The 24,972-nt window shown below is 61.9% G+C and carries 20 protein-coding genes and 1 pseudogene; 7 read left to right on the forward strand and 14 right to left on the reverse strand.

The window, feature by feature from the left end; genetic code table 11:
• Positions 1 to 23 precede the first annotated feature (23 nt).
• From DDIC_RS01035 to DDIC_RS01090, 12 genes and pseudogenes are all read right to left on the reverse strand, one after another.
• Positions 24 to 563 (reverse strand): HdeA/HdeB family chaperone, encoded by a 540-nt coding sequence (locus DDIC_RS01035; RefSeq protein ID WP_136398732.1) that lies wholly within the window; start codon positions 561 to 563, stop codon positions 24 to 26.
• Positions 564 to 817: 254 nt separating this feature from the next.
• Positions 818 to 1,678 (reverse strand): FAD/NAD(P)-binding protein, encoded by an 861-nt coding sequence (locus tag DDIC_RS01040; RefSeq protein WP_136400968.1) that lies wholly within the window; start codon positions 1,676 to 1,678, stop codon positions 818 to 820.
• Positions 1,679 to 1,851: 173 nt separating this feature from the next.
• Positions 1,852 to 2,937: a 4Fe-4S dicluster domain-containing protein gene (locus DDIC_RS01045; RefSeq protein ID WP_136398733.1), complete on the reverse strand. Its 1,086-nt coding sequence runs from the start codon at positions 2,935 to 2,937 to the stop codon at positions 1,852 to 1,854.
• A complete protein-coding gene (locus tag DDIC_RS01050; protein WP_136398734.1) occupies positions 2,934 to 4,382 on the reverse strand; it encodes a hydrogenase iron-sulfur subunit in 1,449 nt (482 codons plus the stop codon). Before DDIC_RS01050 ends, DDIC_RS01045 begins: the two co-directional genes overlap by 4 nt.
• The gene (locus tag DDIC_RS01055) at positions 4,370 to 6,331 is read right to left on the reverse strand and encodes a CoB--CoM heterodisulfide reductase iron-sulfur subunit A family protein (protein ID WP_136398735.1); all 1,962 of its coding nucleotides are present in this window, start codon (positions 6,329 to 6,331) and stop codon (positions 4,370 to 4,372) included. Before DDIC_RS01055 ends, DDIC_RS01050 begins: the two co-directional genes overlap by 13 nt.
• The gene (locus DDIC_RS01060; RefSeq protein WP_136398736.1) at positions 6,331 to 7,263 is read right to left on the reverse strand and encodes a CoB--CoM heterodisulfide reductase iron-sulfur subunit B family protein; all 933 of its coding nucleotides are present in this window, start codon (positions 7,261 to 7,263) and stop codon (positions 6,331 to 6,333) included. Before DDIC_RS01060 ends, DDIC_RS01055 begins: the two co-directional genes overlap by 1 nt.
• Positions 7,260 to 7,883, reverse strand: a pseudogene (locus DDIC_RS01065) (4Fe-4S dicluster domain-containing protein); the annotation flags it as partial. The gene DDIC_RS01060 and the pseudogene DDIC_RS01065, both read right to left, overlap by 4 nt.
• 74 nt (positions 7,884 to 7,957) lie before the next feature.
• On the reverse strand, positions 7,958 to 8,413 hold the full coding sequence (gene aroQ, locus DDIC_RS01070) for a type II 3-dehydroquinate dehydratase (protein ID WP_136398738.1): 456 nt from the start codon (positions 8,411 to 8,413) through the stop codon (positions 7,958 to 7,960).
• Between the two features lie 24 nt (positions 8,414 to 8,437).
• Entirely contained in the window at positions 8,438 to 9,319 is an 882-nt protein-coding gene (locus DDIC_RS01075; protein ID WP_136398739.1) for a shikimate dehydrogenase family protein, read from the reverse strand.
• Positions 9,320 to 9,608: 289 nt separating this feature from the next.
• Positions 9,609 to 11,099 (reverse strand): flagellar hook protein FlgE, encoded by a 1,491-nt coding sequence (locus DDIC_RS01080; RefSeq protein ID WP_136398740.1) that lies wholly within the window; start codon positions 11,097 to 11,099, stop codon positions 9,609 to 9,611.
• A 227-nt stretch (positions 11,100 to 11,326) separates the two neighbouring features.
• On the reverse strand, positions 11,327 to 11,746 hold the full coding sequence (locus tag DDIC_RS01085; protein WP_136398741.1) for a rhodanese-like domain-containing protein: 420 nt from the start codon (positions 11,744 to 11,746) through the stop codon (positions 11,327 to 11,329).
• A gap of 54 nt (positions 11,747 to 11,800) precedes the next feature.
• A complete protein-coding gene (locus tag DDIC_RS01090; RefSeq protein WP_136398742.1) occupies positions 11,801 to 12,991 on the reverse strand; it encodes a pyridoxal phosphate-dependent aminotransferase in 1,191 nt (396 codons plus the stop codon).
• Positions 12,992 to 13,079: 88 nt separating this feature from the next.
• Here DDIC_RS01090 and DDIC_RS01095 point away from each other — a divergent pair, with 88 nt between their 5' ends.
• Complete coding sequence (locus tag DDIC_RS01095) at positions 13,080 to 13,517, forward strand: MbtF (RefSeq protein ID WP_136398743.1); 438 nt, start codon at positions 13,080 to 13,082, stop codon at positions 13,515 to 13,517.
• Positions 13,518 to 13,869: 352 nt separating this feature from the next.
• On the opposite strand, the gene DDIC_RS01100 is transcribed toward DDIC_RS01095, so the two are convergent.
• Positions 13,870 to 15,660 carry a 3-phosphoshikimate 1-carboxyvinyltransferase gene (locus DDIC_RS01100; RefSeq protein ID WP_136398744.1) on the reverse strand — a complete coding sequence of 597 codons (1,791 nt, stop codon included), beginning with the start codon at positions 15,658 to 15,660 and terminating at the stop codon, positions 13,870 to 13,872.
• A 489-nt stretch (positions 15,661 to 16,149) separates the two neighbouring features.
• Here DDIC_RS01100 and aprB point away from each other — a divergent pair, with 489 nt between their 5' ends.
• From aprB to DDIC_RS01130, 6 genes are all read left to right on the forward strand, one after another.
• Positions 16,150 to 16,638 (forward strand): adenylyl-sulfate reductase subunit beta, encoded by a 489-nt coding sequence (gene aprB, locus DDIC_RS01105; protein WP_136398745.1) that lies wholly within the window; start codon positions 16,150 to 16,152, stop codon positions 16,636 to 16,638.
• Positions 16,639 to 16,675: 37 nt separating this feature from the next.
• On the forward strand, positions 16,676 to 18,664 hold the full coding sequence (aprA, locus tag DDIC_RS01110; protein WP_136398746.1) for an adenylyl-sulfate reductase subunit alpha: 1,989 nt from the start codon (positions 16,676 to 16,678) through the stop codon (positions 18,662 to 18,664).
• Positions 18,665 to 19,033: 369 nt separating this feature from the next.
• Positions 19,034 to 20,269, forward strand: coding sequence for a CoB--CoM heterodisulfide reductase iron-sulfur subunit A family protein (locus DDIC_RS01115; protein ID WP_136398747.1), 1,236 nt, complete (start codon positions 19,034 to 19,036; stop codon positions 20,267 to 20,269).
• 5 nt (positions 20,270 to 20,274) lie between these two features.
• Positions 20,275 to 22,533, forward strand: coding sequence for an FAD-dependent oxidoreductase (locus DDIC_RS01120; protein WP_136398748.1), 2,259 nt, complete (start codon positions 20,275 to 20,277; stop codon positions 22,531 to 22,533).
• Positions 22,534 to 22,546: 13 nt separating this feature from the next.
• Complete coding sequence (gene qmoC, locus DDIC_RS01125; RefSeq protein WP_136398749.1) at positions 22,547 to 23,728, forward strand: quinone-interacting membrane-bound oxidoreductase complex subunit QmoC; 1,182 nt, start codon at positions 22,547 to 22,549, stop codon at positions 23,726 to 23,728.
• 102 nt (positions 23,729 to 23,830) lie between these two features.
• On the forward strand, positions 23,831 to 24,556 hold the full coding sequence (locus tag DDIC_RS01130; RefSeq protein WP_136398750.1) for a hypothetical protein: 726 nt from the start codon (positions 23,831 to 23,833) through the stop codon (positions 24,554 to 24,556).
• Positions 24,557 to 24,714: 158 nt separating this feature from the next.
• On the opposite strand, the gene DDIC_RS01135 is transcribed toward DDIC_RS01130, so the two are convergent.
• Complete coding sequence (locus DDIC_RS01135) at positions 24,715 to 24,948, reverse strand: SlyX family protein (protein ID WP_136398751.1); 234 nt, start codon at positions 24,946 to 24,948, stop codon at positions 24,715 to 24,717.
• Positions 24,949 to 24,972 lie beyond the last annotated feature (24 nt).

The raw sequence follows: 24,972 nt of genomic DNA on the forward strand, positions 1-24,972 counted from the left end.
GATATTTTTATTGCTGACTGCAGTTACTTGGCGCTTTGGGCCAGCACGTCGAGCATGAGAGCGTCGGGCTGTTTGCTGCAGGCATCCAGATAGGCCTTGAGGACGTCGTCGTTGACAAGCACGGATGCGGGCTTGCCGCTTTTGCCTCGGTTGTAGCCGTCAAGCCAGATCACAAAGCCGCTGCCGTCGTCGGGGTTGGCGGTGTAGTCCTTGCACTGGGTCTTGTCGGCACGCCAGGTGCTAGCCGTATCCACGGGGAAGGTCTTGCGGGCTTCCTGCCACACTGCGGTCACTTTTTGGGTGGGGTGAACCTGGCAGGCGGCGTAAGCCTGACCAAGCAGGGGGGCAAGGGTTTCGGGGTCGGCTATGGGGTTGCCGGTTTTGGCGCTCACGTAACCGTCGATTTGCAGGGCTTCAAAAACGGGCGCCTGGCCGCCTTCAGTGATGGGCTGGGTGATGAGTTCGGCGCAAATATAGGCGGCAGGGTCGATCTTGTCGTTGCCGGCCTGAACAGCCACAGGCAGTCCAAGCACCAGGCAACAGAGAATGAGCAGCTTGTTCATGAAAACTCCCTTGAAGAAAGTGTTGTTCTTCCTTGACCCACACAGGCGGCCCTGTCAACTGCCGTTTTAACCCGTACGGGACGGGCAACGACAAACGGCGCAAGGCCTGCGCGGGTTGGCCCGCAACGGCCGGACGCGGCCTTGGGGCGGTCAGCGCTGAGCGCAGGGCAAAAAGCAGCGGGAGGCTCCCTGTTGCCGCCAGACAAGCAGCAAGGGAGCCTCCCGCAATCAGCACTTACGCGGGGTCGCGCCGGTTACATCTCCGGCGGCAGATCCTGCAGGTCTTTCCAGGTAAACACGGGGCCGTCCACGCACACGTAGCGCCCGCCGATGTTGCAGCGCCCGCAGATGCCGATGCCGCACTTCATGCGTTTCTCAAGCGTGGTGACGATGTTCTCCGGTGCAAAGTTGAGCTTTTGCAGGGCCTGCACCGTAAACTTGATCATTATGGGCGGGCCGCAGAGCACGGCCACGCAGTTTTTGGGGTCGGGGTTGAGCTCGAGCAGCACGTTGGGGATCAGGCCTACCTTGTGCGGCCAGCCCTCAAAGGGGGCGTCGATGCACAGGGTGCAGTCCAGATCGTCGCGGCGCAGCCAGTCTTCCGTTTCATAGCTGAAGGCCATATCGCGCGGGGAGCGCGCGCCGTAGAGCAGGCCCACCTTGCCGTAGTCGGCCCGGTGCTCCAGCACGTGCAGCATGATGGTGCGGATGGGGGCCATGCCGATGCCGCCACCCACAAAGAAGATATCCTTGCCCTTCCAGTCGGCGTAGGGAAAGTGGTTGCCCAGGGGGGCGCGCACGCCCACTTTGTCGCCAGGCGAGAGCCTGTGGATGGCCGAGGTTACCTCGCCCGCCTGCATGACGGAAAACTGCAGGTAGTTTTTCTGCGACGGCGGCGAGTTGATGACAAAGGTGGACTCGCCAGCGCCAAACACCGAGAGCTGGCCCACCTGGCCGGGCTCGTAGGTAAAGGACTTCATGGCGGCTTCGTCGTCCAGCACCACGCGCAGGGTCTTGATGTTGCCGGTTTCCTGTATGACTTCGGCCACGGTGGCGGGCATGGGCAGGTACGGGTTGCCCTGCATCATGGGCCGGGCGGTTATTTCGCGCAGCATGCCGCCGTCGGGCGCGGGCTTGAGACCCGGCTTGGCGGCGGGCTTGGCTGACGCAGCGGGTTTGGTATCCACAGCGGCTTCCACCTTTGCAGCGGCCTGTTCGGGCGCGGCTTTCTTGGAGGGCGCGGCCTTGGCGGCCTTGCCGGTAGTTTTTTGGGTTGCCATGTCTGCTCCTACTTGTCCGTGGACTTCTTGTCATCGTTGCCGTCGTCGATGGCGGCCAGCACGATGGCGCGGATGTCCAGGCAGACGGGGCAATTGCTGATGCAACGGCCACAGCCGCTGCATGAGAACGCCCCCCAGTTTTCAGGATAGGTGGAGTATTTGTGCGACACGCGGTTGCGCATGCGCAGGGCCTTGAGCATGCGCGGGTTGTGCCCGCTGGCCTCGCGCGTAAACAGCGAGGACATGCAGTTGTCCCAGCTGCGCAGACGGCGTCCGCCCTTTTCGCTCAGTCCTTCACCCTCGTCTGTGATGGTGAAGCAGTAGCAGGTGGGGCAAAAGTAGGTGCAGGCCCCGCAGGAGAGGCAGCGGTCGGTCTGATCCAGCCAGAACTGCGTGTCGGTAAAGCGGGCCGCCACCTTTTCGGGCGCGTCCTTGATGTTGGGAGCAGGCGTAAGGCTGGCCCAGGCCTGCTTGCGCGCGGCCTCGGCCTTGGGGAACAGCTCGGCCCCTTCGGCAAGCGTGGACGCGGCCAGCAGTTCTTCACCCCTGGGGGTGACGGCCTGCAGCACGTAGCCGCCCTCGATCTCGGTCATGAGCACGTCCGAGCCTTCGGGCGAGGTGGGACCGCCGCCAACCCAGTGGCAGAAGCAGGTATTGCAGCCGCTGCCGCAGGTGAGCGTAACCACCGTAAGCTGCTCGCGCCGGGCCTTGTAATAAGGATCGGCGTAGGGGCCCTTGAGGTAGGGGCGGTCAAGCACGACGTAGCCGCGCGCATCGCATGGGCGGCAGGCAAAAACCACGGTGGGCTGGGCCTCGGGCTTGTCGTCCAGGCTCATGGTGACGCGCTCGATGTTGTCAGGATCCTTGGTCTTTTTGTAGCGCACCAAGGTTTCGCACTGGGGCAGCACGGCCTCCTTGGCGGGTACGGTGGCTTTTTCCATGGTGAAGGGCTTGCCCTCCTGCCATGGCTCAAAGACGACCGAGCGCTTGTTGGCGGGCTTTTCTACCGGCACCAGCACGCGGCGGCCATTCTGCGAGAGATAGGCAAGAAACGCGGGCAAGCCGTCGGGGGTAACAAAGCGGATGGTGCTCATTTCCAGTCCCTCTCATGAATATTCTTTTCAACCACTTCATAGCCCAGCAGGGGCGGCACCTCGTCCGGGTTGAGGCCGGGTTGGTAGCCGTCAAAAAGCTGGGCCACCGCGCGGGCGATCTGCTGGCGCAGGGCCATGATGGGAATGCCCACGGGGCAGGCGCGCTGGCACTCGCCGCAGCCTGTGCAGCGGCCGGCCAGATGCATGGCGTGGATGGTCTGGAAGAAGAGTTTTTCCTTGGGGCTGTCCTCCTGCGTCATCCAGTGCGGATCGCGGCTGTCGGATACGCAGTAGTCGCGGCACACGCACATGGGGCAGGCGTTGCGGCAGGCGTAGCAGCGCAGGCAGCGGTCCATCTGGCCGTGCCAGAAGGCGAGCCGTTCGTCCAGGGTCATGGAGTCGAGCAGGGCCAGCTCCGGCGGGGTGCCCGCCGCGCCGTCCACCTTGACGGGTTGCCCCAGCAGGGTGTCGGCCAGCACAGCCGAAGGCGTGGTGCAGCCGTAGCACTTGCCCTGGGCGTAGTCTGTCATGCAGAAACGGTGATCCTTGCCGTCGGCGGTGATGGTCACACCGGCCTCGTCATAGGTCACGCCGTCGATTTTGGTGTAGCGGCCCAGGTCCTGGTTGACGCGGGCCATGTCCAGCGTGCCCTCGCAGGGCAGGGCAAAGATGGTCACGTCCTCGCGGCGGATCAGGTTTTCCTGCAGCAATTCAACCACCGAGCGCGAATCGCAGCCCTTGACCACAATGCCCACCTTTTTGCCCTTGAACGTGGGCAGGTACACGGCGGGATTGTTGACGTTAAAGGGTCCCCACACCAGCTTGTCCACGTCCTCGGGGGTTTTCATGAACAGGGGCACGGTGTGCGCGGCGTCGTAGCCCTGCTGCCAGCCGATAACGCAGTCGAGCTCGGGCAGCTTGGCCTTGATGGCTTCCTTCAGTTCGTCCAGGGCGGCCTTTTGGCCAGTGCCCAGCGAGCGCAGCGAGGTCAGCGCCATGTCGGCGATTTTGAGCAGCGGTTCGGGGTCGTCAAGTTTGGGCGCGGGGCCGAGCTTGTGGATGCGGTCGGTAAAGACCGTCACCACCTGCTGCCAGCGCTGGCCTTCGGAGGCCGAAACCCAGGTGTATTCAAAGCGGCGTTCGTCAATGCCCAGCACGGGCAAAAACTGCTTGAGCACCTCAAGGCGGCGGCGGGCGTAAAAGTTGCCAGCGGCGTAGTGGCAGTCGCGCGGGTGGCAGCCGGAAACCAGCACGCCGTCCGCGCCGTTGAGCAGCGCCTTGACAATAAACAGCGGGTCAATGCGGCCCGAGCAGGGCACGCGGATGACGCGCAGGTCTGTGGGCTGGGTGGCACGGGCCACGCCAGCCGTATCCGCACCGCCGTACGAACACCAGTTGCAGAGAAAACCAACAATTCTCAGTTCTTTGCCGTTTAGCACTGGCATAAGGCGTTTACCTCCGCAAGGATCTGGTTGTCAGTAGCGTGTGAAAGCTGGATAGCCCCCTGCGGACAGGTGGACGTGCACAGACCGCAGCCCTGGCAGACGGTTTCGATAACCTGAGCCTTGCCTTCGCCCCGGATTTCCACTTCCTTGATGGCGCCAAAGGGGCAACAGCGTATGCACTTGCCGCAGTTGACGCAGCGGCGGATGTCCACCTGGGCGATCTGCGGGTCGCTTTCAAGCTTGTCCTTGGAGAAGAGCGCCAGCACCTTTGCGGCAGCGGCGGAACCCTGCGCCACGGAGGCCGGGATGTCCTTGACCCCCTGACACACGCCCGCCAGATACACGCCTGCGGTATTGGTCTCCACAGGCTTGAGCTTGACGTGACTTTCCATAAAAAAGCCGTAGCTGTCGTAAGAGATGCGCAGCTTTTCCGCCAGCTGGGGCGAGCCCTTGCTGGCCTCTACGCCAACGGCCAGCACCACCAGGTCGGCCTTGATCTCCACCGGCTGGCCCAGCAGGGTGTCCACGCCCATGACCGTCATCTGGCCGTTGGCGTCGGGGTAGATCTGCGACACGCGGCCCCGGATGTATTCCGTGCCGTATTCTTCCATGGCGCGGCGGGTAAACTCGTCGTACAGCTTGCCGGGCGCGCGTATGTCCATGTAAAAAACAAAGGACTTGGAATCGGGGATGTGGTCCTTGGTCAGGATGGCCTGCTTGGCCGTGTACATGCAGCAGAAGCCCGAGCAGTAGGGACGGCCCACGGATTTGTCGCGCGAGCCCACGCACTGCACAAAGACGATGTTCTTGGGCTCCCTGCCGTCCGAGGGGCGCTTGACGTGCCCGCCCGTGGGGCCGGATGCGGAGAGCAGACGCTCGTACTGCAGGGAGGTGATCACGTCGGGGTATGTGCCGCCGCCGTATTCCTTGTATACGGTCCAGTCCATGAGGTCGTAACCGGTGGCGGCAACAATGCTGCCCACCTCTTCGGTGATGATCTCATCTTCCATGTCGTACTTGATGGCGCCGGTGGGACACACCTTGGCGCACACGCCGCACTTGCCCTTGAGGAGCTGGCGGCAGAATTGCGGATTGATGACGGCCTTCTTGGGGATGGCCTGCGGAAAGGCGATGGTGATGGCCGTGGTGGTGCCCGTCAGTTCGTTAAAGGCGTCGGGCGTCTTTTTGGCCGGGCATTTTTCGGTGCATGCGCCGCAGCCGGTGCACAGGCTCCAGTCCACATAGGTGGAGCGTTTGCGGATTTTTACCGTAAAGTTGCCCACATAGCCCGAAACATCTTCCACTTCGGAGTAGGCGTAGAGCGTAATGTTGGAGTGCTGGGCCACGTCCACCATCTTGGGGCCGAGAATGCAGGCCGAGCAGTCCACGGTGGGGAAGGTCTTGTCCAGCTTGGCCATCTTGCCGCCAATGGTCGCCTCGCGCTCCACCAGCACCACGGGCACGCCGCCATCGGCGCAGTCAAGCGCCGCCTGAATGCCCGCCACGCCGCCGCCGATGACCAGCACGCGCTTGTTGACGTCAAAGCTTTTGGCCATGAGGGGCCTGTCGTTGCGCAGCTTTTCCACCGCAAGCTGCACCAGCTCGGCAGCCTTGTTGGTGTTGGCTTCCATATCCTTGCCGATCCACGAGACATGCTCGCGGATATTGGCCATTTCAAGCATGTAACGGTTGAGCCCGGCGCGTTCCACCGTACGGCGGAAGGTTGGCTCGTGCATGCGGGGCGAGCACGAGGCAACAACCACGCCGTCGAGCTTGTACTCGTGGATGGCCGCCTCAATGGCCGCCTGACCCGGCTCGGCGCAGGTGTACATGGGGTCGTCGGCATAGACCACGTCGGGATAGGTGCGGGCTATGGCCGCCACCTTGGCGCAGTCCACGGTTCCGGCGATGTTGCTGCCGCAGTGGCAGATAAAGACGCCTATTCTCATTACCTGCCTCCTTCAGCGGCCTTGGCCTTCTGCTCGGCGGGTTTGGCCGCTTCTTCGCGGCGCAGCTCGCCCAATTTGCGGATAAGACCGTCGGCGCTGACGCACAGCTTGTTCAGGCCCAGCTCTTTTTCCGGCAGGTCAAAGGCAATGCCCATCATCTGGGTAAAATAGAGCACCGGCATGCGGAATTTGGTATCCATGGCCGCGCTGGCCTGATCCTGACGCAGGTCAAGGTTCATCTGGCAGAGCGGGCAGGCCACCACAATGGCGTCAGCGCCAAGGCGGGTGGCCAGCTCAAGGATGCGGCCCGAATTTTTGGCCGTCATGGGGCGCTCGGGAATGCCAAAGGATGCGCCGCAGCATGCGGTCTTGAGCGGAAAGTCGAGCATCTCCGCGCCGCAGGCCGACATCATTTCTTCCATGAGCGTGGGGTTTTCGGGGTCGCCGAAGTTCATGACTTCCGCCGGGCGGCTCATGAGGCAGCCGTAGTAGGCCACGAGCTTGAGCCCCTTGAGGCTCTGACGCACGCGGGCTGCGATGGCGTCCATTTCCATCTGCGCGGCAATGCCCTGCATGACGGAGGTGACAGGCGGAAATTCCTTGGCCGAGGGGCCGTCGAGCAGCTCGTCCACCCGGCTGCGAAAGGCGGGGTTTTCCATGCGCTTGGAGGCCATGCGCAGGTTGGAAAGGCAGCTGGGGCAAGGCGTCAGCAGCACTTCGGCCTTTTGCTGGGCGGCGATATCAAGGTTGCGCACGCACAGGGCGGCGGAAAGTTCGGTATCAACCGCGTGGGCCGGGGTGGAGCCGCAGCAGTTCCAGTCGGGAATGTCCACAAGGCGCATGTCCAGAGCTTTGCAGACGGCCTGGGTGGACATTTCGTAATCTTTTGAAGACCCCCTGGCCGAGCAGCCGGGGTAGTAGGCAAAATTCATGGGCGCACCCCCTCTCGCTTGGCGCGTTCCTTGTAGCGCGTAAAGATGCGCGTGACCGGTCCGGCCCCGCCGGGCAGAATGTGGGGCTTGAGGCCCAGCTTGCCCTTTTTGAGGGCTTCGGGTGCTAGATCCACATCGGTAAATACGCGGAGCGAGCGCATCATGTAGAGTGCCATGGTGCCGATTTCGTGGGTGCGGCCAAAGGCGCGCACCGTGTCCAGAAAGGAAAACCAGAATTTTTCCACCTTGGGAACGGCCACCCGGCCTTCCTTGCGCGCCATGTGGCGCAGGGTCTCCATGACTCCGGCCACGTCGATGTTGTTGGGACACCGCTGGCTGCAGGTGGAACAGGACAGGCACATCCAGATGGAACGCGAATCGAGAACCGCGTCTTTCAAACCCAATTGTACCGCCCGCATGATCTGGTTGACCTGCATGTCATAAACGAATCCTGCGGGACAGCCGGCAGTACAATTGCCGCACTGATAGCAGGTAGACACTTTTTGTCCGCTGTGCGCTTCCACTTCCTCCGTAAAGGCGGGATCGCGCAGTCGGTTCAGGTTAATGGCTTCGTTCATGGGAACTCTCTGGTTAGAAGCTGATGGGGTGCCGCTGTGACAAGTCTGTCTACAACGCTACAGCAGAAAAAGTCAAAAATCTAGGCTCGCACCCATGCAAATCATTTACTGTGAATTTACTCTGGTTTGTTTGCGGCCCTCTTTGCCAGCGACTGGGCCGCACGCAGGCCAAGAAGGTAGCTCTCCACGCCAAAGCCGCAGACGCTCCCCGCGCAGACAGGCGACAGCACCGAATGGTGGCGAAACTCCTCGCGCGCGTGAACATTGGACATGTGCACCTCAACCACCGGCACAGGCAGGATGGCCAGCGCGTCGGCCAGGGCGTAGCTGTAGTGCGTCCAGGCTCCGGCGTTGATGACCACAGCCTGCACTCCCTCGTCCAGCGCCTGATGGATGCGCTCAACCATGACGCCCTCGTGGTTGGTCTGAAAGCTCTCTACCGTTACGTTCAGTTCCCCGGCCAGCGTCTGCAGGGCCGCGTCAATATCCGCCAGGGTGGCCGTTCCGTACTGTGAAGGATCGCGCTTGCCGAACATGTTCAGGTTGACGCCGTGCAGTACAAGAATTCGCATGGAAGCCTCGCTTTTCATGTCGGGTTATCGGGGTTGCTGCCCAAGAGCCGTCTCAAGGGCCCGCCGTGATTCGGCAGGCAGCCCCTGCCCGGTCCACAGGCAAAACTGCGCATCCCCCTGACCAAAAAACATCTCCAGCCCTGATATGCAGCGACGGCCAGCCGCGCGCGCCTCTCGCAAAAAGCGCGTTTCAAGCGGGTTGTACACAATATCGTAGGCAAGGGGTGTTGCGTTGGCATCACTTTGGGGCGCAAGTTGCGCTGCCAGCGAAAAGTCGTAGGGGGTGTCGTCTTCGGCCTTGCCGCGCATGCCAAGAGGCGTGGTGTTGACAACCAGCAGGGCGGGCGGCTCGTGCCGGTCTTTCCACAGCAGGGGGGCGAGGCCAAATTCATCGGCCAGCGGCAAATGGGATTTGTCGGAGGGCGTGGCTACAAAAACATGGGCCGGTCGGCCTTCGAGGCTCGGCGCGGTAAGGCCCGCCGCCACGGCGCGCGCCGCGCCGCCCGCGCCCAGCAGCAGCACGTCTGTCCCGGCTAGCGGCACGCCCGCAAGGGGAGCCATAAAGCCGGCCACATCGGTATTTTCACCGCAAAGGCGGTCGCCCTGCCAGTAAATGGTATTGGCTGCGCCCACGCGCCGCGCAAGGGGGCTCACCTCGTCCAGCAGGGGCAGAAGGCCCACCTTGTGGGGAATAGTTACGGAACAGCCGCGAATGTTGAGCAGCCGCACGCTTTCCACAAAGGCGGGCAGCCTGTCGGGCGGCACTTCCCACTTCAGGTACAGGGCGTCGATGCCAAGCGCTGCAAACCCAGTATTGTGCAGCAGCGGCGAAAGACTCTGGGCCAACGGCCAGCCCGTGACGCCATAAAGGGCTGTGCCCGTAGCAGGGGATGCGGCTGCGCTCATGGGCGTGCTCCTGAAAAAAGGACGGCAAAAAACATGCGTTGTTGGGCCGACTGCCGCAACACGGTGGACTACCATACCCTATGGGATTGCCTGGGGCAATGCCGCGCGGTCGGGATTGCCCGGCTAATCCGAGTAGTTGGGTGATAAATGGCGGTTGCCAGCCGAGCAGGCGTTAACCTGCGGGCTTTGCTGCGGATACGGCAAAGCCCGGCGAACCGGGGCATAAAATATGGGGGGGGGCAGGCAAGCGGGCCTTGCGGGGACTGCGAAATGCAGTTGGGGCCAGCGGCTACGAGCGCTTGAGCTCCATGGCCTTTTGCAGCATCTGGTCGGCGGTGGTCACCACCTTGCTGTTGGACTGAAAACCGCGTTGCGTAACAATCATGTTGACCATTTCATTGGCCATGTCCACGTTGGAATTTTCAATGTTGTAGGCATTGATTTTTCCGTAATTTTCTGTACCTGCAACGCCCATATCCATCTGGCCGGAGTCTGGCGAGGCGGAAAAAAGGTTGTTGCCCTCGCGGCGCAGTCCGTCCTCGCTGGTGAACCTGCACAGGGGTATCTGCCACAGGTTCATGCTCTCGTTGTTGGAGTACTTGCCCACAACGGTTCCGTCCGCGCTGATGCTGATGTTGTTCAGCGAGCCTTCGGGGTAGCCGTCCTGGGTCTTGGTGCGGGTGACCGCCGACTGCGTCGTGTAGTTGGTCGTGGCGTCGGCGGCGCGGGTATAGGCATTGCCCATGCTGGCCAGAGCCGTGGGGTCCGTGCCCACGCTTGCGGCGTTGCCCGGTGTGTTTTGCCAGCCGCTCTTGGCGGAGATGCCCATATTTACCGTAACGGGCGAGCCGTTGACGGACATTTGCGGCAGACCGTCCTTGGTAAGGGTGGCCGCATTCCAGTCGGCAAGACTGGTGCTGCCCGCAGTGGCGGGCGTGTAGGCCGACATGCCCGTGATCTGCCCGCTGGCGTTGAAGCTCATGGTGCCGGACATGAGCGCCTGCGCCGTGCCGCCTTTGCTGTCGGCACTGGACGCGATAAGGTACTCGGCGGTGGTGCCGGAGCTGCCCGAGGGCGCGCCGTCAAAATATATGGTGGCCGAGTGGGCCGTGCCGTCGGCGCCGTACAGGGTAATGTCCTGGCTGTAGCCGTAGGCGGAGCTGCTCAGGGGCGGCGTGTTGGCCGAATTGTACTGCCCGAGCAGGCTGAAATACGGGTTGGCGGCGTCCGACGAGTGGTCGGTGCTCTGCGCCACGTTAAAGCGCAGATCAACGGAGGTTGTGGCCTTGGGCGACATCTTGGCAAACTTGTCGATGGTTACCTGGTTCAGTCCGCCCTTGGTGCCGTCTGCATTGTACTTGTAGCCCATCAGGGCCATGCCCGCGGGAGTGCGCAGCACCCCGGTGTCGTCCGGTCTGAAGTCGCCAGCGCGGGTGTAGTACTGGTTGCCGGTTTTGTCGGTAACCTGAAAGAACCCCTTGCCGCTGATGGCCATGTCGGTGACGGTATTGGAAGACTCAAACGCTCCCTGCCCGTACATGGTGCGCACGGCGTCCACCTGAACGCCCTGGCCCACCTGGCCCAGAGCCACCCGTGAATTGGTCTGCGAACTCCACCCCTCGCCAATATTGCCCTGCTGCGCGTAAAAGACGTCAGAAAACAGAATGCCTTGCTGCTTGTAGCCGATGGTGCTCACATTGGCGATGTTGTTCGAGATGACGTTCATGCCGTCGCCCAAACTTTTCATGCCTGTGGCCCCGATGTACAAAGACGAGTTCATGTTCTGCCTCCTGCCGGGAGGGAAATTTTTTCCCATATCCGGTAACGACGCCAAGCCTCCGCCGGGGAGCCCCGCTGTCGTTCTGCCGCATTTGCGCGCGGTACGCCTGACCTGCCGTCATTTGCGGCAGGCAAATAAAAAAGGCGAAGGGGAAAATTATTCCTCTCCGCCCTGTATAGAAGCAGAATCTGTGCCAGCCCGCGCGGCAAAACACCGGGGCGCAGCGCTTATTTTTGCAAAGGCAGGCCTGCCTGCTGCCAGGCCGTGACGCCCTGGTTCATGTGCAGGATGTTGGTGATGCCCTCTTTTTCCATGGCATCGTACGCGCCTGCCGAGCGGTTGCCCGTACGGCAGTACAGCAGGATGGGCTTGTCCTTGGGCAGGGCGAGTATCTGCGAGTCAAAGGACGCGCCAAAAAAGTCCATGTTCACCGCGCCGGCAAGGTGTCCCTCGCGGAACTCCGCCGGGGTGCGCACGTCCACAATGGTCAGGCCCTGCGGCGGGTTTTGCAGTAGCCCGGCGGCTTCATTGACGCTGATATCCTTGGCGGCCGCCTGAACGGCCACCAGCAGGATGAGGCATGCAAGCGCCGACGCAAGGCCGTGCAGCCGCGCGCGCGTTGTCGTTGCGGACCGGTATCGGGTCATGTGCGTATCCTGTGCTGTTTGCGGGGCGGCGCACCGCCCCCGTGCACTGCTGAGCTACACGATGGCGGCGCGGGCCTTGGCAAAACCATCGGCGGCATTGCGGATGACTTTTTCATCCACGCAGAAGGCCAGACGGAAGTAGCCGGGGCAGCCAAAGCCCGAACCCGGCACCGCCAGAACGCGCTCGTCAACAAGCCTGTTCACAAAGGCCACGTCGTCCCCTCCGGGCGCCTTGGGGAAGAAGTAGAAGGCCCCTGCGGGCATCTGAAATTCGTAACCGGCGTTTTTGAGCACCTCGGCCATGGCCTTGCGGCGGGTGGCGTAGATGTTCAGGTCAACCTGGCTGCCCAGGGCGGCGGCCATGATATGCTGGCCCACGACCGGCGGGTTTACAAAGCCGAGGATGCGGTTGGTAAGGGTAAGGCCCGCCATGAGCTCGGCCTTTTCGTGGAGCAGGGGCGACACGGCCGCAAAGCCCACGCGCTCGCCCGGCAGCGAAAGGCTTTTGGAAAACGAGCTGATGACCACGGCATAGGGGTAGAGCGGCAGCACCGAGGGTACTTCAGCTCCGTCGTACGCCAGAAAGCGGTAGGGCTCGTCGGCCAGGAGCCAGATGGGCTTGCCGTATTCCTGGCTCTTGTTTTCCAGCAGTTCTGTCAGAGCCTTGAGATCCTTGCGGCTGTAAATCACGCCCGTGGGGTTGTTGGGCGAGTTGATGAGCACCACGCGGGTTTTGGGGCTGATGGTCTCTTCAAGCGCCGCCAGATCGGGAGCAAAGGTATCGGGCTTGCTCATGACGGCGCGGAACGTGCCGCCGTGATTGGCCACATAGAAGCCGTACTCCACAAAATAGGGAGCAAATCCCAGCATTTCTTCACCGGGGTTGATAACGGCGCGCAAAAAGGCGTTGAGCACGCCCGCAGCGCCGCAGCCCAGCAGCACGTCGTTGGCGGTCAGGGCTACGCCCTGCTCTTGGCTCAGGTGGGCTGCCAGTTTTTCCCGCGCCCAGGTAAAGCCGCCATTGGGCATGTAGCCAAAGGCAAAGGGTTCGGAGGCGTGTTCGGCAAAGGCCCGCAGGCCGGACACGACTGCAGGGGGGGCTGGCAGGTCGGGGTTGCCCAGGCTGAAGTCATAAACATTGTCCGCGCCGTAACGGGCCTTGAGCTGTCCTCCGGCCTCGAACATGCGCCTGATCCACGAGGCGTTTTCCAGATACCCCGAAACACTGTCTGCAAGAATGGACATATACTGCTCCCACTGGTTGTTGTATTCGACCTGACTATTGGTTATGCTTCCAAAAGCCGCATAAAGCAATTGTCATTTGGAGGCTCTGATGCGTTTTGAATTTTTAGGCAAAGCCCGGCGCGTGCTCATTCCTGCGCTGTGCGCGGTGGCCCTGCTGCCCGCTTGCGCCTCCAAGGAGACGCAGGAAGTTACTGACGGCATGGCCGTTACCGTTACCCTGCGTGATGTTCATCGTTGTTCTCGTATCTCGCCCGAAATCCAGGTTGCCCAGGTTCCTGCCAGTACGGAGTATTACGACGTTCGCCTGGTGGAGTTTACCGGCGATTCACAGGAGCTGTACCTTGGCGGCGGCTCGTGGAACAACGACGGCACTGGCGTTATCCCCGAGGGCGGTCTGACCCGTCACTATCGCGGTCCCTGCCCGCCCAGCGGACAATCCAGGGAATACGCCTTTGTGGTGTCGGCCATGACCCGCCAGAGCATGCAGCCCCTTTCTGTACGGCTGTACCGTTTTACACAGGAATAAACCCCGGCGGTTTGCACCGCTCCAGGCCGCCATGGCGGCCTGGAGCGGCAAGGCAAAACGGCAATTCCGTCCCGTTGCGGTGGTACCGCGCGGGGCGGTTTTTTGTTGCCCTGCGTCGTGCGCGGCGTCTGGCCTCACGCTTTGTATCCTGCCCGACAATGCGGGCCATGGCGTCGGCCTGCAACCCCGTGCTGTCGTTGCCGCCAGCTGTCGGAGCAAATTTTATCCGTTTTTCAGCCCTCTGGGCGGGCCCTGCAATACGGATTTTGCGGTGCGCAACCGCCCAGTCCATAAAACAGCAACAGGCGCTGGGGGCGTTGTTACGCCGCCAGCGCCTGTTGCGCGTAGTTGCCTAGTCGTCTTCGTCTTTCAGTTCCGGCGGCACGGCCACCGCGCCGGTGATGATGCGGCGGCGCGGGGCGGGCGTCTGGGCTTCAGGCGCTGCCGCACGGCGCACTGCCGGTTCGGGCAAAGTATTGTACAGCGCCCAGAAGGGCGGGTAGAGACCGGTCATGATGCCGGGGTTGCCCAGTTTCTGGTGTGGGCTTGCGCAGGCGGTCAGGGCAAGGGCCATCGCCCATACCGGATCGGGGGCGTTCCAGCCCGTACGAGCGCCGGTTTGTTCTTTTTTGCACAATCTGCCGTTTTCATCCAATTCGAGTCCCACTGCAGAAAGAAAACTTTCCGCCGTCGTTTTGTCCGTTCCGCAGGGCAGGGCGGGCAGAACGGCCTTGTCGCCGCGCAGGGCTGCGCAAGCAGCCAGCGCCAGCGGCAGAGGGGCCCACGCGGCGGGAAAACCGGCGGGCAGATCGCCCTTGGCGTACTGCTTGAGAGGGGTGGCGGCGCTGGCGAACACCTCGGCGCCTTCCTTGCTGGTTTCGCACCGCAGGTCGAGGCCAAGCTGTTTCAGCAGGTCCCAGCCCGCTTCCGCCGCAGGCAGGGCGGGCCACTGACCGCCCAGGCGGGCTTCGCCGCCGAGGGCCAGCGGCAGGGCCAGCAAAAAGATCGCCAGTTCCGGCTCCATGGCCGCTTCGGGCTGCGCGGGCAGACTGAGCGGACCAGGATTGACGCGCACCTTGGCGCCCTCGATCTGCACGTCGGCGCCCGCTGCGCGCAGGATGGGCAACACACGGGCCACAATGAGCCTGTGGTCGGGGTGCGCGGACAGGTCAAGGGCAATGGCTCGTTCGTAGCAGGGGGCGGCCAGCAGTATGCCTTCGGCCAGCTCTGCCGGAACGTCGGCCGGAAGCATGACGGAGTCGGGCAAAATGCCGGAGCACTCAAGCCGCGCGGGCAGCCCGTCGCTCTTGGGCACAACGTGCACGAGCCGCGCGCCCAGGGCTGGCAGAAAGTGCCGCACAGCGGAAAAATCGGCCAGCTTGAGGCTGGAATCGCCGGTAAACTTGGCCCGCGAGGGGCGGCCAAGGTAATGGCCCAGCAGCATAAAGAAGTTCCAGGCGCTGTCGCCCGTGTGGATAACCTTGTCAGGCGCGGCCAGCGGGGCTGCGGGGCGTGCGATGACGCCCTCGTCCTCGCGTGTGAGCGAAGCGCCCGCCTGGTTGAGCATCTTGACGCAATCCACAATGGGGTCGTTCATGAGGCAGGGCGACAGGTGCAGCGGCTGGCCCGTGGCTGCGGCCAGCATAAGCCAGGCGCGGGTGGCGCGGCAGGCAAGGGGCGCGGGCATGCGCAGACGCACATGCTTTGCGGGCGGCGCAAGGTTGAAGGCCGTGCGCGGCGTTTCGTGGGCGGTTGCGCCAGCTTCGCCCACCTCGTCAGCGCCGTCGCGCGCAGAGGCGGGGCGGGGCTGAAATTCCACTTCCTGCATGAGCGAAAAAAAGTGGCCGGAAAGACGCGCATCGCGGCTGATGCGGGAGACGGAGGCCTCCCACGATTCGCGGATGGTTTTTTCTTCCGTCGAGTCGAGCCGGGGCTTGTCGCCGCGCATACGGACAAGAATATTGTTGCGGCGCAGCAGCAGTCGCAGAATGTCGCGGTCTATCTCGCAGACTACCTCCCGCAGGGGTTTGCGGGCGCGCGTATCGCCGGTTTCGTGCCCATTGTGTTGGCCGCGCGGGGCGCGTGGGCCCCGTCCTTCGCGCATATCACGTGGTGCGCGGGAATCGTTGGAGTTGTCGGTCATGCCTTGTCCTGTACTGATAATGAACTTTGGATAGGAGGGGTTCGCCCGTGGCGCAGCGCTGGAAAAACAACAGGTTGCCGACTCATGGTTCGATTTGCCCCAGGGGCTTCCCTTATCTGCCCAAGCGTGTTAGCTTGAAATGAGCTCTCTGGCAAGGGTTGCGCACGGTGCGTTCCCGTAAGGGCAGAGCTGCTGGCATTTGAAATGCTTGTGACACGCGAGGGCCAAAAATGCCAAAGGGTTTTTTTTTCACAAGACTCTCAATGCGTTGAAATTGTTGCGAATCTGCACAATGCCCCTGTGACGTTTCCACGAAATTTTGCAGAGGGGGGTTGACTCAAAGGCTAAGTGCTTGTTACTAATTGCGCAAGCCATACGCCCAACCTTCGTTGTGGAGGCGCTCGGCTAACCCCGGCGTGACGGATTTGCCGCGCGCCTCGCCGAACCCGGCGGGTTTTTCTGAAACACTTAAAGAGTTGGAGGATACGTATGCCGACGTTTGTCGATCCGTCCAAGTGCGACGGCTGCAAGGGTGGCGAAAAGACGGCCTGCATGTACATTTGCCCCAATGATCTCATGATTCTTGATCCTGAGGAAATGCGGGCTTACAATCAGGAACCCGATGCCTGCTGGGAATGCTATTCCTGCGTGAAGATCTGCCCCCAGGGCGCCATTACGGCCCGCCCCTATGCAGACTTTGCCCCCATGGGCGGGACCTGTATCCCCATGCGTTCGGCCGACTCCATCATGTGGACTGTTAAGTTCCGCAATGGCAACGTGAAACGCTTCAAGTTCCCCATCCGCACTACCCCTGAAGGTTCCATCAAGCCTTTCGAAGGCAAGCCCGAAGGCGCTAACATTGACGACGAACTGCTGTTCACCGAATCCGCTCTCGCCGCCCCCAAGGCAGTGCTGGGCAAGAAGTTCGACGTCGCTGAAGCCGACAAGTCCTTCACCTGCATGGAACACGGCCATTAGGCTATTGCAACCGCTAGTGCGATAAGGAGAAACAATTATGCCAATGATTCCCGTCAAGGAAGCGACGAAGGGTGTGGCCATTGCCGAGCCTGAAGTGAAAGAACATGCTGTTGACCTGCTGATCGTGGGCGGCGGCATGGGTTCCTGCGGCACCGCTTATGAAGCGGTGCGCTGGGGCGACAAGCACGGCCTGAAGATCATGCTGTGCGACAAGGCCACCCTCGAGCGCTCCGGCGCCGTGGCCCAGGGTCTTTCCGCCATCAACACCTACCTGGGTCAAAACGACGCTGACGATTACGTCCGCATGGTCCGCACCGACCTTATGGGCCTGGTTCGCGAAGACCTTATCTTCGACGTGGGCCGTCACGTTGACGACTCCGTGCATCTGTTTGAAGAATGGGGCCTGCCCTGCTGGATCAAGGGCGAAGACGGCCACAACCTGAACGGCGCCGCCGCCAAGGCCGCCGGCAAGAGCCTGCGCAATGGCGACGCCCCCGTGCGTTCCGGCCGCTGGCAGATCATGATCAACGGTGAATCCTACAAGTGCATCGTGGCCGAAGCCGCCAAGAATGCCCTGGGTGAAGACCGCATCATGGAACGTATCTTCATCGTGAAGCTGCTTCTCGATAAGAACACCCCCAACCGCATCGCCGGCGCCGTGGGCTTCAACCTGCGCGCTAACGAAGTGCACATCTTCAAAGCCAACGCCATCATGGTGGCCGCTGGCGGTGCCGTTAACGTGTACCGTCCCCGCTCCACCGGTGAAGGCATGGGCCGCGCCTGGTATCCCGTGTGGAACGCCGGTTCGACCTACACCATGTGCGCTCAGGTTGGCGCCGAAATGACCATGATGGAAAACCGCTTCGTGCCCGCCCGCTTCAAGGACGGTTACGGCCCCGTGGGCGCGTGGTTCCTCCTGTTCAAGGCCAAAGCCACCAACTCCAAGGGTGAAGATTACTGCGCCACCAACCGCGCCATGCTGAAGCCCTACGAAGATCGCGGCTACGCCAAGGGTAATGTCATTCCGACCTGCCTGCGTAACCACATGATGCTTCGTGAAATGCGCGAAGGCCGCGGCCCCATCTACATGGACACCAAGACCGCCCTGCTGAACACCTTCGCCACCCTGAACGAAGAACAGCAGAAGGATCTTGAATCCGAAGCTTGGGAAGACTTCCTCGACATGTGCGTGGGCCAGGCCAACCTGTGGGCCTCCACCAACACCGCGCCTGAAGAACGCGGCTCGGAAATCATGCCCACCGAACCTTACCTGCTCGGCTCCCACTCCGGCTGCTGCGGCATCTGGGTTTCCGGTCCCGACGAAGCTTGGGTGCCCGAAGACTACAAAGTGCACGCCAGCAACGGCAAGGTCTACAACCGCATGACCACCGTTGAAGGCCTCTTCACCTGCGCCGACGGCGTGGGCGCTTCCGGCCACAAGTTCTCCTCCGGTTCGCATGCTGAAGGCCGTATGGCCGGCAAGCAGATGGTTCGTTGGTGCCTTGATCACAAGGACTTCAAGCCTGAGTTCGCTGAAACCGCCGATGAACTGAAGAAGCTGGTTTACCGTCCCTTCTACAACTTCGAGCAGGGCAAGGCCGCTTCTACCGACCCCGTGGTGAACCCCAACTACATCACGCCCAAGAACTTCATGATGCGCCTTGTCAAGTGCACCGACGAATACGGCGGCGGCGTAGGTACCTACTACACCACCTCCAAGGCGCTGCTTGACACCGGCTTCAACCTGCTGGGCATGATGGAAGAAGACTCCTTCAAGCTGGCCGCTCGTGACCTTCACGAACTGCTGCGCTGCTGGGAAAACTACCATCGTCTGTGGACGGTGCGTCTGCACATGCAGCACATCTCCTTCCGTGAAGAATCCCGCTACCCCGGCTTCTACTACCGTGCGGACTTCATGGGCCTGGACGACGGCAAGTGGAAGTGCTTCGTGAACTCGAGGTACAACCCCGCTACCGGCGAAACCAAGATCTTCAAGAAGCCCTACTACCAGATCATCCCCGACTAGTCGGCGGCACTGATGCCATATGGGGGCGGCCGCAAGGCCGCCCCCTCTGCTGCAAGCCCTGGCCCGGCCAGAGCCTGCAGCGGCGAAAAACGCGTGCCGGCGGCGGCCCAGGCCCTGTCGGAAAAAGAGCGGTTTTCGTGCCAGCCTGTTGGCGCGGCGTGTGTTTTGGCATACGGTGCGCAGCACGAGGCAAATGTTCGGCAAGGGGATGACCGGCAGCAGGCCCCCCCATTGCTGGCGGGCGTGGTGCGGGCAGTTTTGTGCGCTGACGCTCGCAGAGGTCGGCCACGGGGCCGCTCCTTTTTTTTTCGCGGCGGGAGTCCTTTTCCTTCTTCAGCCGCTATGCAACAACGCAGGAGGATATCCAGGATGTCCAATGCCATTCTCGTCGTGGGCGGCGGCTTTGCAGGCCTCACAGCCGCCATCGAAGCGGCGGAACTGGGCCACGACGTCTTTATCGTCGAAAAGTCGCCCTGGCTTGGTGGGCGCGTGGCTCAGCTCAATAAATATTTCCCCAAACTCTGTCCTCCCTCCTGCGGCTTGGAAATCCAGTTCCAGCGCATCAGGAAGAACCCGCGAATCAAATTTTTTACGCAGGCCGAAGTGGTCGGGTTCATGGGCGTCAAGGGTGATTACAAGGTGAAGGTGCGCATCAGCCCCCGTCACACCGCCCCCCACAACATCGATTTCAGCCTGCTTGCCTCCAGCCTGACCGGCGAGGTGGAAAGCGAATTCGAGCTTGGTCTTGCCACGCGCAAGGCCCTGCACAAGGATATGCCTTTCGCTTTCCCCAGCCGCTACACCCTTGATCTCGACGCGCTCTCCAAGTCTGACAGCGCTCGGGTTGCCGGGGCCAAGTTTCTGGACGTCAACGAACCGCAGCGCGAGCTCGACCTCAACGTCGGCGCAGTGGTTGTTGCCACCGGCTGGAAGCCCTACGACGTTACCCGGTTGACCAACCTCGGCGCGGGCAGCGTCAAAAACTGCGTGTCCAACATGCAGCTTGAGCGCCTCGCTTCACCCTTTGGCCCCACCGGCGGCCGCATTGTACGCCCCTCTGACGGCAGGGCCCCCAACCAGGTAGCCTTTGTGCAGTGCGCGGGCTCGCGCGACCAGAACCACCTGAACTACTGCTCGTACATCTGCTGTATGGCCACCCTCAAGCAGTGCCTGTACATCGCAGAGCAGAGCCCCGAAACGCAGATCACCGTGTACTACATTGATCTGCGCGCTCCGGGCCGCTACGTTAAGGTGCTCGAAAAGGTCAAGGCGCTGCCCAATGTGAAGTTTGTCAAGGGCAAGGTTGCCGACGCCGTGCAGGCCGAGGGCAACCGCGTGCGCATCACGGCTGAAGACGCCGTGCGCGGCGAAAAGATGACTCTTGATTATGACCTTGTTGTGCTGGCCACTGGCATGCAGCCCTCGCTGGCTGGTGAAGATGCGCCCCTGCCCCTGCCGCTTGATGAAGACGGCTTTATTGCGGGCGGAGAAGAGGCTGGCATTTTCGCCGCTGGTTGCGCGCGCATGCCCCTTGATGTGATGCGCTCGGCGCAGTCTGGCACAGCCGCCGCCCTTAAGGCGGTTCAAACGGTGAAAGGGAGGTAGGCGGCATGTCGGGTAAAATTGGCGTCTATTTTGACCAGCAGAACATTGGCGGCGGGCTTGATCTGACCGCTCTGGCCGAGCAGACGAGCCAGAAGTGGGGCGGTCTTGTGCCCGTGGTCAAGGTTGTTCCTGTGCTGGCCCTGGCCGTGAGCGAAATCAAGGCCGACATCGAAGCGCAGGGGCTGGACGGCGTACTGCTGTGCGGCGCTTCGCCGCGCATCGATGCGGATATCTACCGCCTGCCCGTGCAGGTGGAACACGTAAACCTGCGCGAACAGTGCGTGCAGGCCTATAAAAATCCAGACAAAACCCCCGTGGACACGGCCAATGGCGCGCCTGAACTGTTGGCGCTCATGGCCCGCGACTATGTGAACATGGGCGTGGTCAAGCTGCAGAAGAGCGAAGTGCCCGACTCTGCCGCCGTTACCGGCGTGCAGCGTGTGCTGGTTATCGGCGGCGGCTGGACCGGTCTTACCGCAGCTGCCGAAGCTGCCGAAACCGGCTACGAAGTGGTGCTGGTCGAAAAGGCCGACAAGCTCGGCGGCGCGGCCAACAACATTCCCATGGGTTCGCCCCTTGCTTCGCCCTGGACCGACAAGCAGCCCACCAACGTGGCCGACAAGATCAGCAAGGTGCTTGGCAACAGCAAAATCGCCGTGCACATGAACACCCGCATGGAAAAGCTGGAAGGCCAACCCGGCGAGTTCAAGGCGACCTTTGTCACCCCCGCTGGCTCGCAGACCATCGAAGTGGGCGCAGTGGTGCTGGCCACCGGTTGGGTGCCGCTTGACCAGAAGTACCTTGCCGCCATGGGCCTTGGGCAGAGCACCAAGGTTGTGGATGCCGCCACCTTTGGCAAGATGCTGGTCGCCGACCAGGTGAGCGCCCGTCGCATCGCCTTTGTGCTCGACACCACCATCGCCGAAGAAGCCGTCAAAAAAGCTGCGGAAGAAGCCGAAGCCGCCCCTGCGGCAGAAGCCAAACCCGCCGAGGGCGAAGAAAAGGGCTTTGTGAAGGCAAACCTTGAAAGCTTTCGCCATCTTGCCTATTCCAACGCGGTCAACAGCGTGGGCATGCTGCGGCTTGCCAACACGGTCTGCGAAAAGACCAACGACACCTGTCAGACCTTCATTTTGTACAAGGACATGACTGTTCCCGGCATCCTCGAGCGCTTCTACAAGAAGATGCAGGACCGCCTGGGCGTCATGATGACCAAGGCCGACGTGACCGACATCCGCGAAGCTGGCGACCACATGGTCGTGAGCTGCAAAAATACCCTGCTGGGTATGGACTTTGACCTGGATGTGGATCTGGTTGTCGTGCCCACCGGCCTTGTGCCGACCACGGCCAAGGACGTGACCGTCTGCTTTAACTACCGTCAGGGCCCGGACTTCCCGGATCTGAACCTCTTTGACGGGTTTGCGGATTCCAATTACATCTGCTTCCCCTACGAAACGCGCCGTACCGGCGTGTACGCCGCGGGCTGCGTGCGTCAGCCCCTGACCATGGACGCCTGCGAAGAAGACGCCAGGGGCGCGGTGCTCAAGGCCATGCAGTGCATCGAGGCCGCCAGCCACGGCGTGGCTGTGCATCCCCGTTCGGGCGATCTTTCCTACCCCGTGTTCAACTTTGTGCGTTGCACCCAGTGCAAGCGCTGCACGGAGGAATGCCCCTTCGGCGCTCTGGACGACGACGAAAAGGGAACGCCCAAGCCCAACCCGGCGCGCTGCCGTCGTTGCGGCACCTGTTTCGGCGCTTGCCCGGAACGCGTTATCTCCTTTGCCAACTACAATATCGACCAGATCGGCTCCATGATCCGCGAAGTTCAGGTTCCCAAGGACTTCAAGGCCGACGGCCCCCGCGTGCTGATTCTGGCCTGCGAAAACGACGCATATCCTGCCCTTGACATGGCAGGCGCCCGCAACAAGCCCTGGAGCCCCTACTGCCGCATCATCCCGGTGCGCTGCCTTGGTTCGGTCAACGCCATCTGGGTGTCCGACGCCATGAGCAAGGGCTTTGACGGCGTCATGCTGCTGGGCTGCAAATATGGCGACGACTACCAGTGCCACTTTGTGAAGGGCTCTGAAATCTGCTCACGCCGCAAGGAAAACATTGCCGAGACGCTCAACCGCCTTGGCGTGCAGCCCGAACGCGTGGAACAGCTTGAAGTGGCCATTGACGAATACGACAAGGTTCCCGACCTGATCGACGGCTTTGTTGACCGCATCATGGCCATGGGCCCCAACCCGTTCAAGGGCATGTAGGAGGAAGGCAGCAATGGCACAATGTTCAATCAAACCTGATATGGAGTTTGTCAGGGCACTGGAAGAATCTGGGGGCGAATCCCTCAAGAAATGCTACCAGTGCGCCACCTGCTCCGTGGCCTGCCCTCTCGCTCCGGCCAATGCGCCTTACCCGCGCAAGGAAATGGTCTGGGCTTCCTGGGGCCTCAAAGACAAGCTGCGCGCCGACGTTGACCTGTGGCTCTGCCACAACTGCGGCAACTGCTCTGACCTTTGCCCGCGCGGCGCCAAGCCTGCCGACCTCATGGGCGCGGCACGCAACGTCATTTACCGTGAACTGACCGAACCCACCGTGGTGGGCAAGCTCATGAGCAAGCCCGCTGGCCTGCCCGTGCTGTTCGCCATCCCCGCGGTGCTGTGGCTCTTTGTGTGGTGGATCCGCGCCGGGTTTAACGGCGGACAGTGGTTCCCCCGCGCCGCGGACGGCCGCATTGTTTTCGGCCAGGTGTTTTACGGCGACTACACCATCGACCCCATCTTCATGATCACCTTCTTCGGCGCGGCCATCATCCTTGCCCGGGGGGTCATGAAGCTGTGGGCCCTGTTCAAGCCTGAAGGTTCGCTGGCCGTCATCGGCAAGCAAAAGTGCTGGGTCTGGCATCTGTGGGACGTGCTGTGGGACGAAGTCATCACCCACCGCAAGTTCAACGATTGCGAGGACGGCCCCGCCACCGGCAAGGACACCCCCAACCGCAAGTTTGGCCACATGCTGCTGGTGTACAGCTTTGCCATCCTGGCCTTTGTTACGGCCGTGGTGGCTGGCGGTCACTGGGTCGGCAAGGTCATTCCGCTGGTGCACATTGAAACGCCCATGGCGCTGACCTTCCCCGTGAAGATCCTGGCCAACCTGGGCGCGCTTATGCTGCTGGGCGGTCTTGCCATCCTTACGGCCCGCCGTATGTCGCTCAACCCCAAGTTCCAGGGTTCCAGCTGGTACGACTGGTATTTGCTGGGCATCATCTGGCTGGTGGCCGTCACCGGCGTGCTGTCGCAGTGCTTCCGCCTGGCGGACGCCATTGTGCCCGCCTTCCTGGTGTACTACATGCACCTGGTATTTGTGTGGATGCTTTTTGCTTATCTGCCCTGGTCTAAGCTTGGCCACTTCGTGTATCGCACGGCGGCCCTTGTTTACGCCCGCATGTACGGCAGAAGCTAACGGCGTTGGCCCCCGGCCATGCGCCGGGGGCCGCCCTTGAGGTTGCGCACAGTTCCCCGTGAGCTTTTTGAAAAAATTACGATCTCCGAGGAGGAGGCCGCCATGTCTGATACATCTCGTAAAGTTTTTCCCGTGGAGTCCGTGCTTGCCCTGGTTGTGGGCAAGGAGGGCGTAGACGTCAAGGAAATCGCCGGTTTTGTGGCCGGTCGTTCCGTTGCCTGTGATACCTGCGCCAAGGCCGTTGGCCCCTTTGCCGCCGCGTGGCTGGCCCGCTGGTACCCCAAGTTTGCCGACCTGAACTGGGTTGAAGGCCAGTCGTGGGACGCCTTTGTCAACACGGGCCGTAGCGCCCTTGGCGACAATGTTTCCCTGACCTGCATGGACGGTCTGACCAAGACCCTGTGCGACAAGGTGCTGACCTACCTTGGCGAAACCTACGCCAGCATGGCCGCCCAGACTGCCGCCGCCGCCGCTCTTGAAGAACGCGTGCGCGCGCTGGAGCCCGCCGAGTCCCGCGCCGCCGCTCTTTCCAAGAAGGTTGACGAGCTCGAAGCCAAGATCAAGACCATGAACACCGATATGGGCGGCCTGCGCAAGCAGGTGGCCGAATTCCAGGGCAAGGTCGCCATCAACCATGACGAACTGATGATGAACATCAAGGACGCCATCAAGGACGGCCTCAAGGGCATGGTCGTGGGCGGCGTTGCCGCTGGCGCCGCCGGTGCCGCCGCTGGCGAAGAAGCCGCTCCCGCAGCTGAAGAAAACGCCGTGCCGGACGATTTCGGTTTTGGTGCTTCCGGCTCCAACAACGACGGTTTCGGTTTCTAAGAGTTTATGCGTTTATACGGGCGGCTGGGCTTACCCCGCCGCCCGGGCAAATAAAAAACCCGCCATTGGCGGGTTTTTTATTTGCTGCAGCACTACGGCACAGTTGCGGGCAGATGCCTGCAAAACGGCAGCTGCCCTGCAAGGCCGCAAAATTGCCGTTACCAGCGCTCGGGCATGGAGTGTGGCGGCAGCGCATTTTCCGGCTGGTCGCCCAGCTTTTCGCGCAGCAACCTGATCACCGACGTGGCGTCGGCAAAATCCTGCTCGAGCTTGTCCAGCTGAAGCTGTTGGGCCGTCAGGGCAGCATCCAGAGCCTTGAGGCGCTCCTCCTGAAAAAACGTCAGTTCTTCCAGCCTGGTCAGCCTGTCTTCGTCATTGACGTGGCGGGACATGGATTCCTCTCCGTTGCAAGCAGT

It is taken from the genome of Desulfovibrio desulfuricans (assembly GCF_004801255.1).
In the GTDB taxonomy this organism is placed as follows: domain Bacteria; phylum Desulfobacterota; class Desulfovibrionia; order Desulfovibrionales; family Desulfovibrionaceae; genus Desulfovibrio; species Desulfovibrio desulfuricans_C.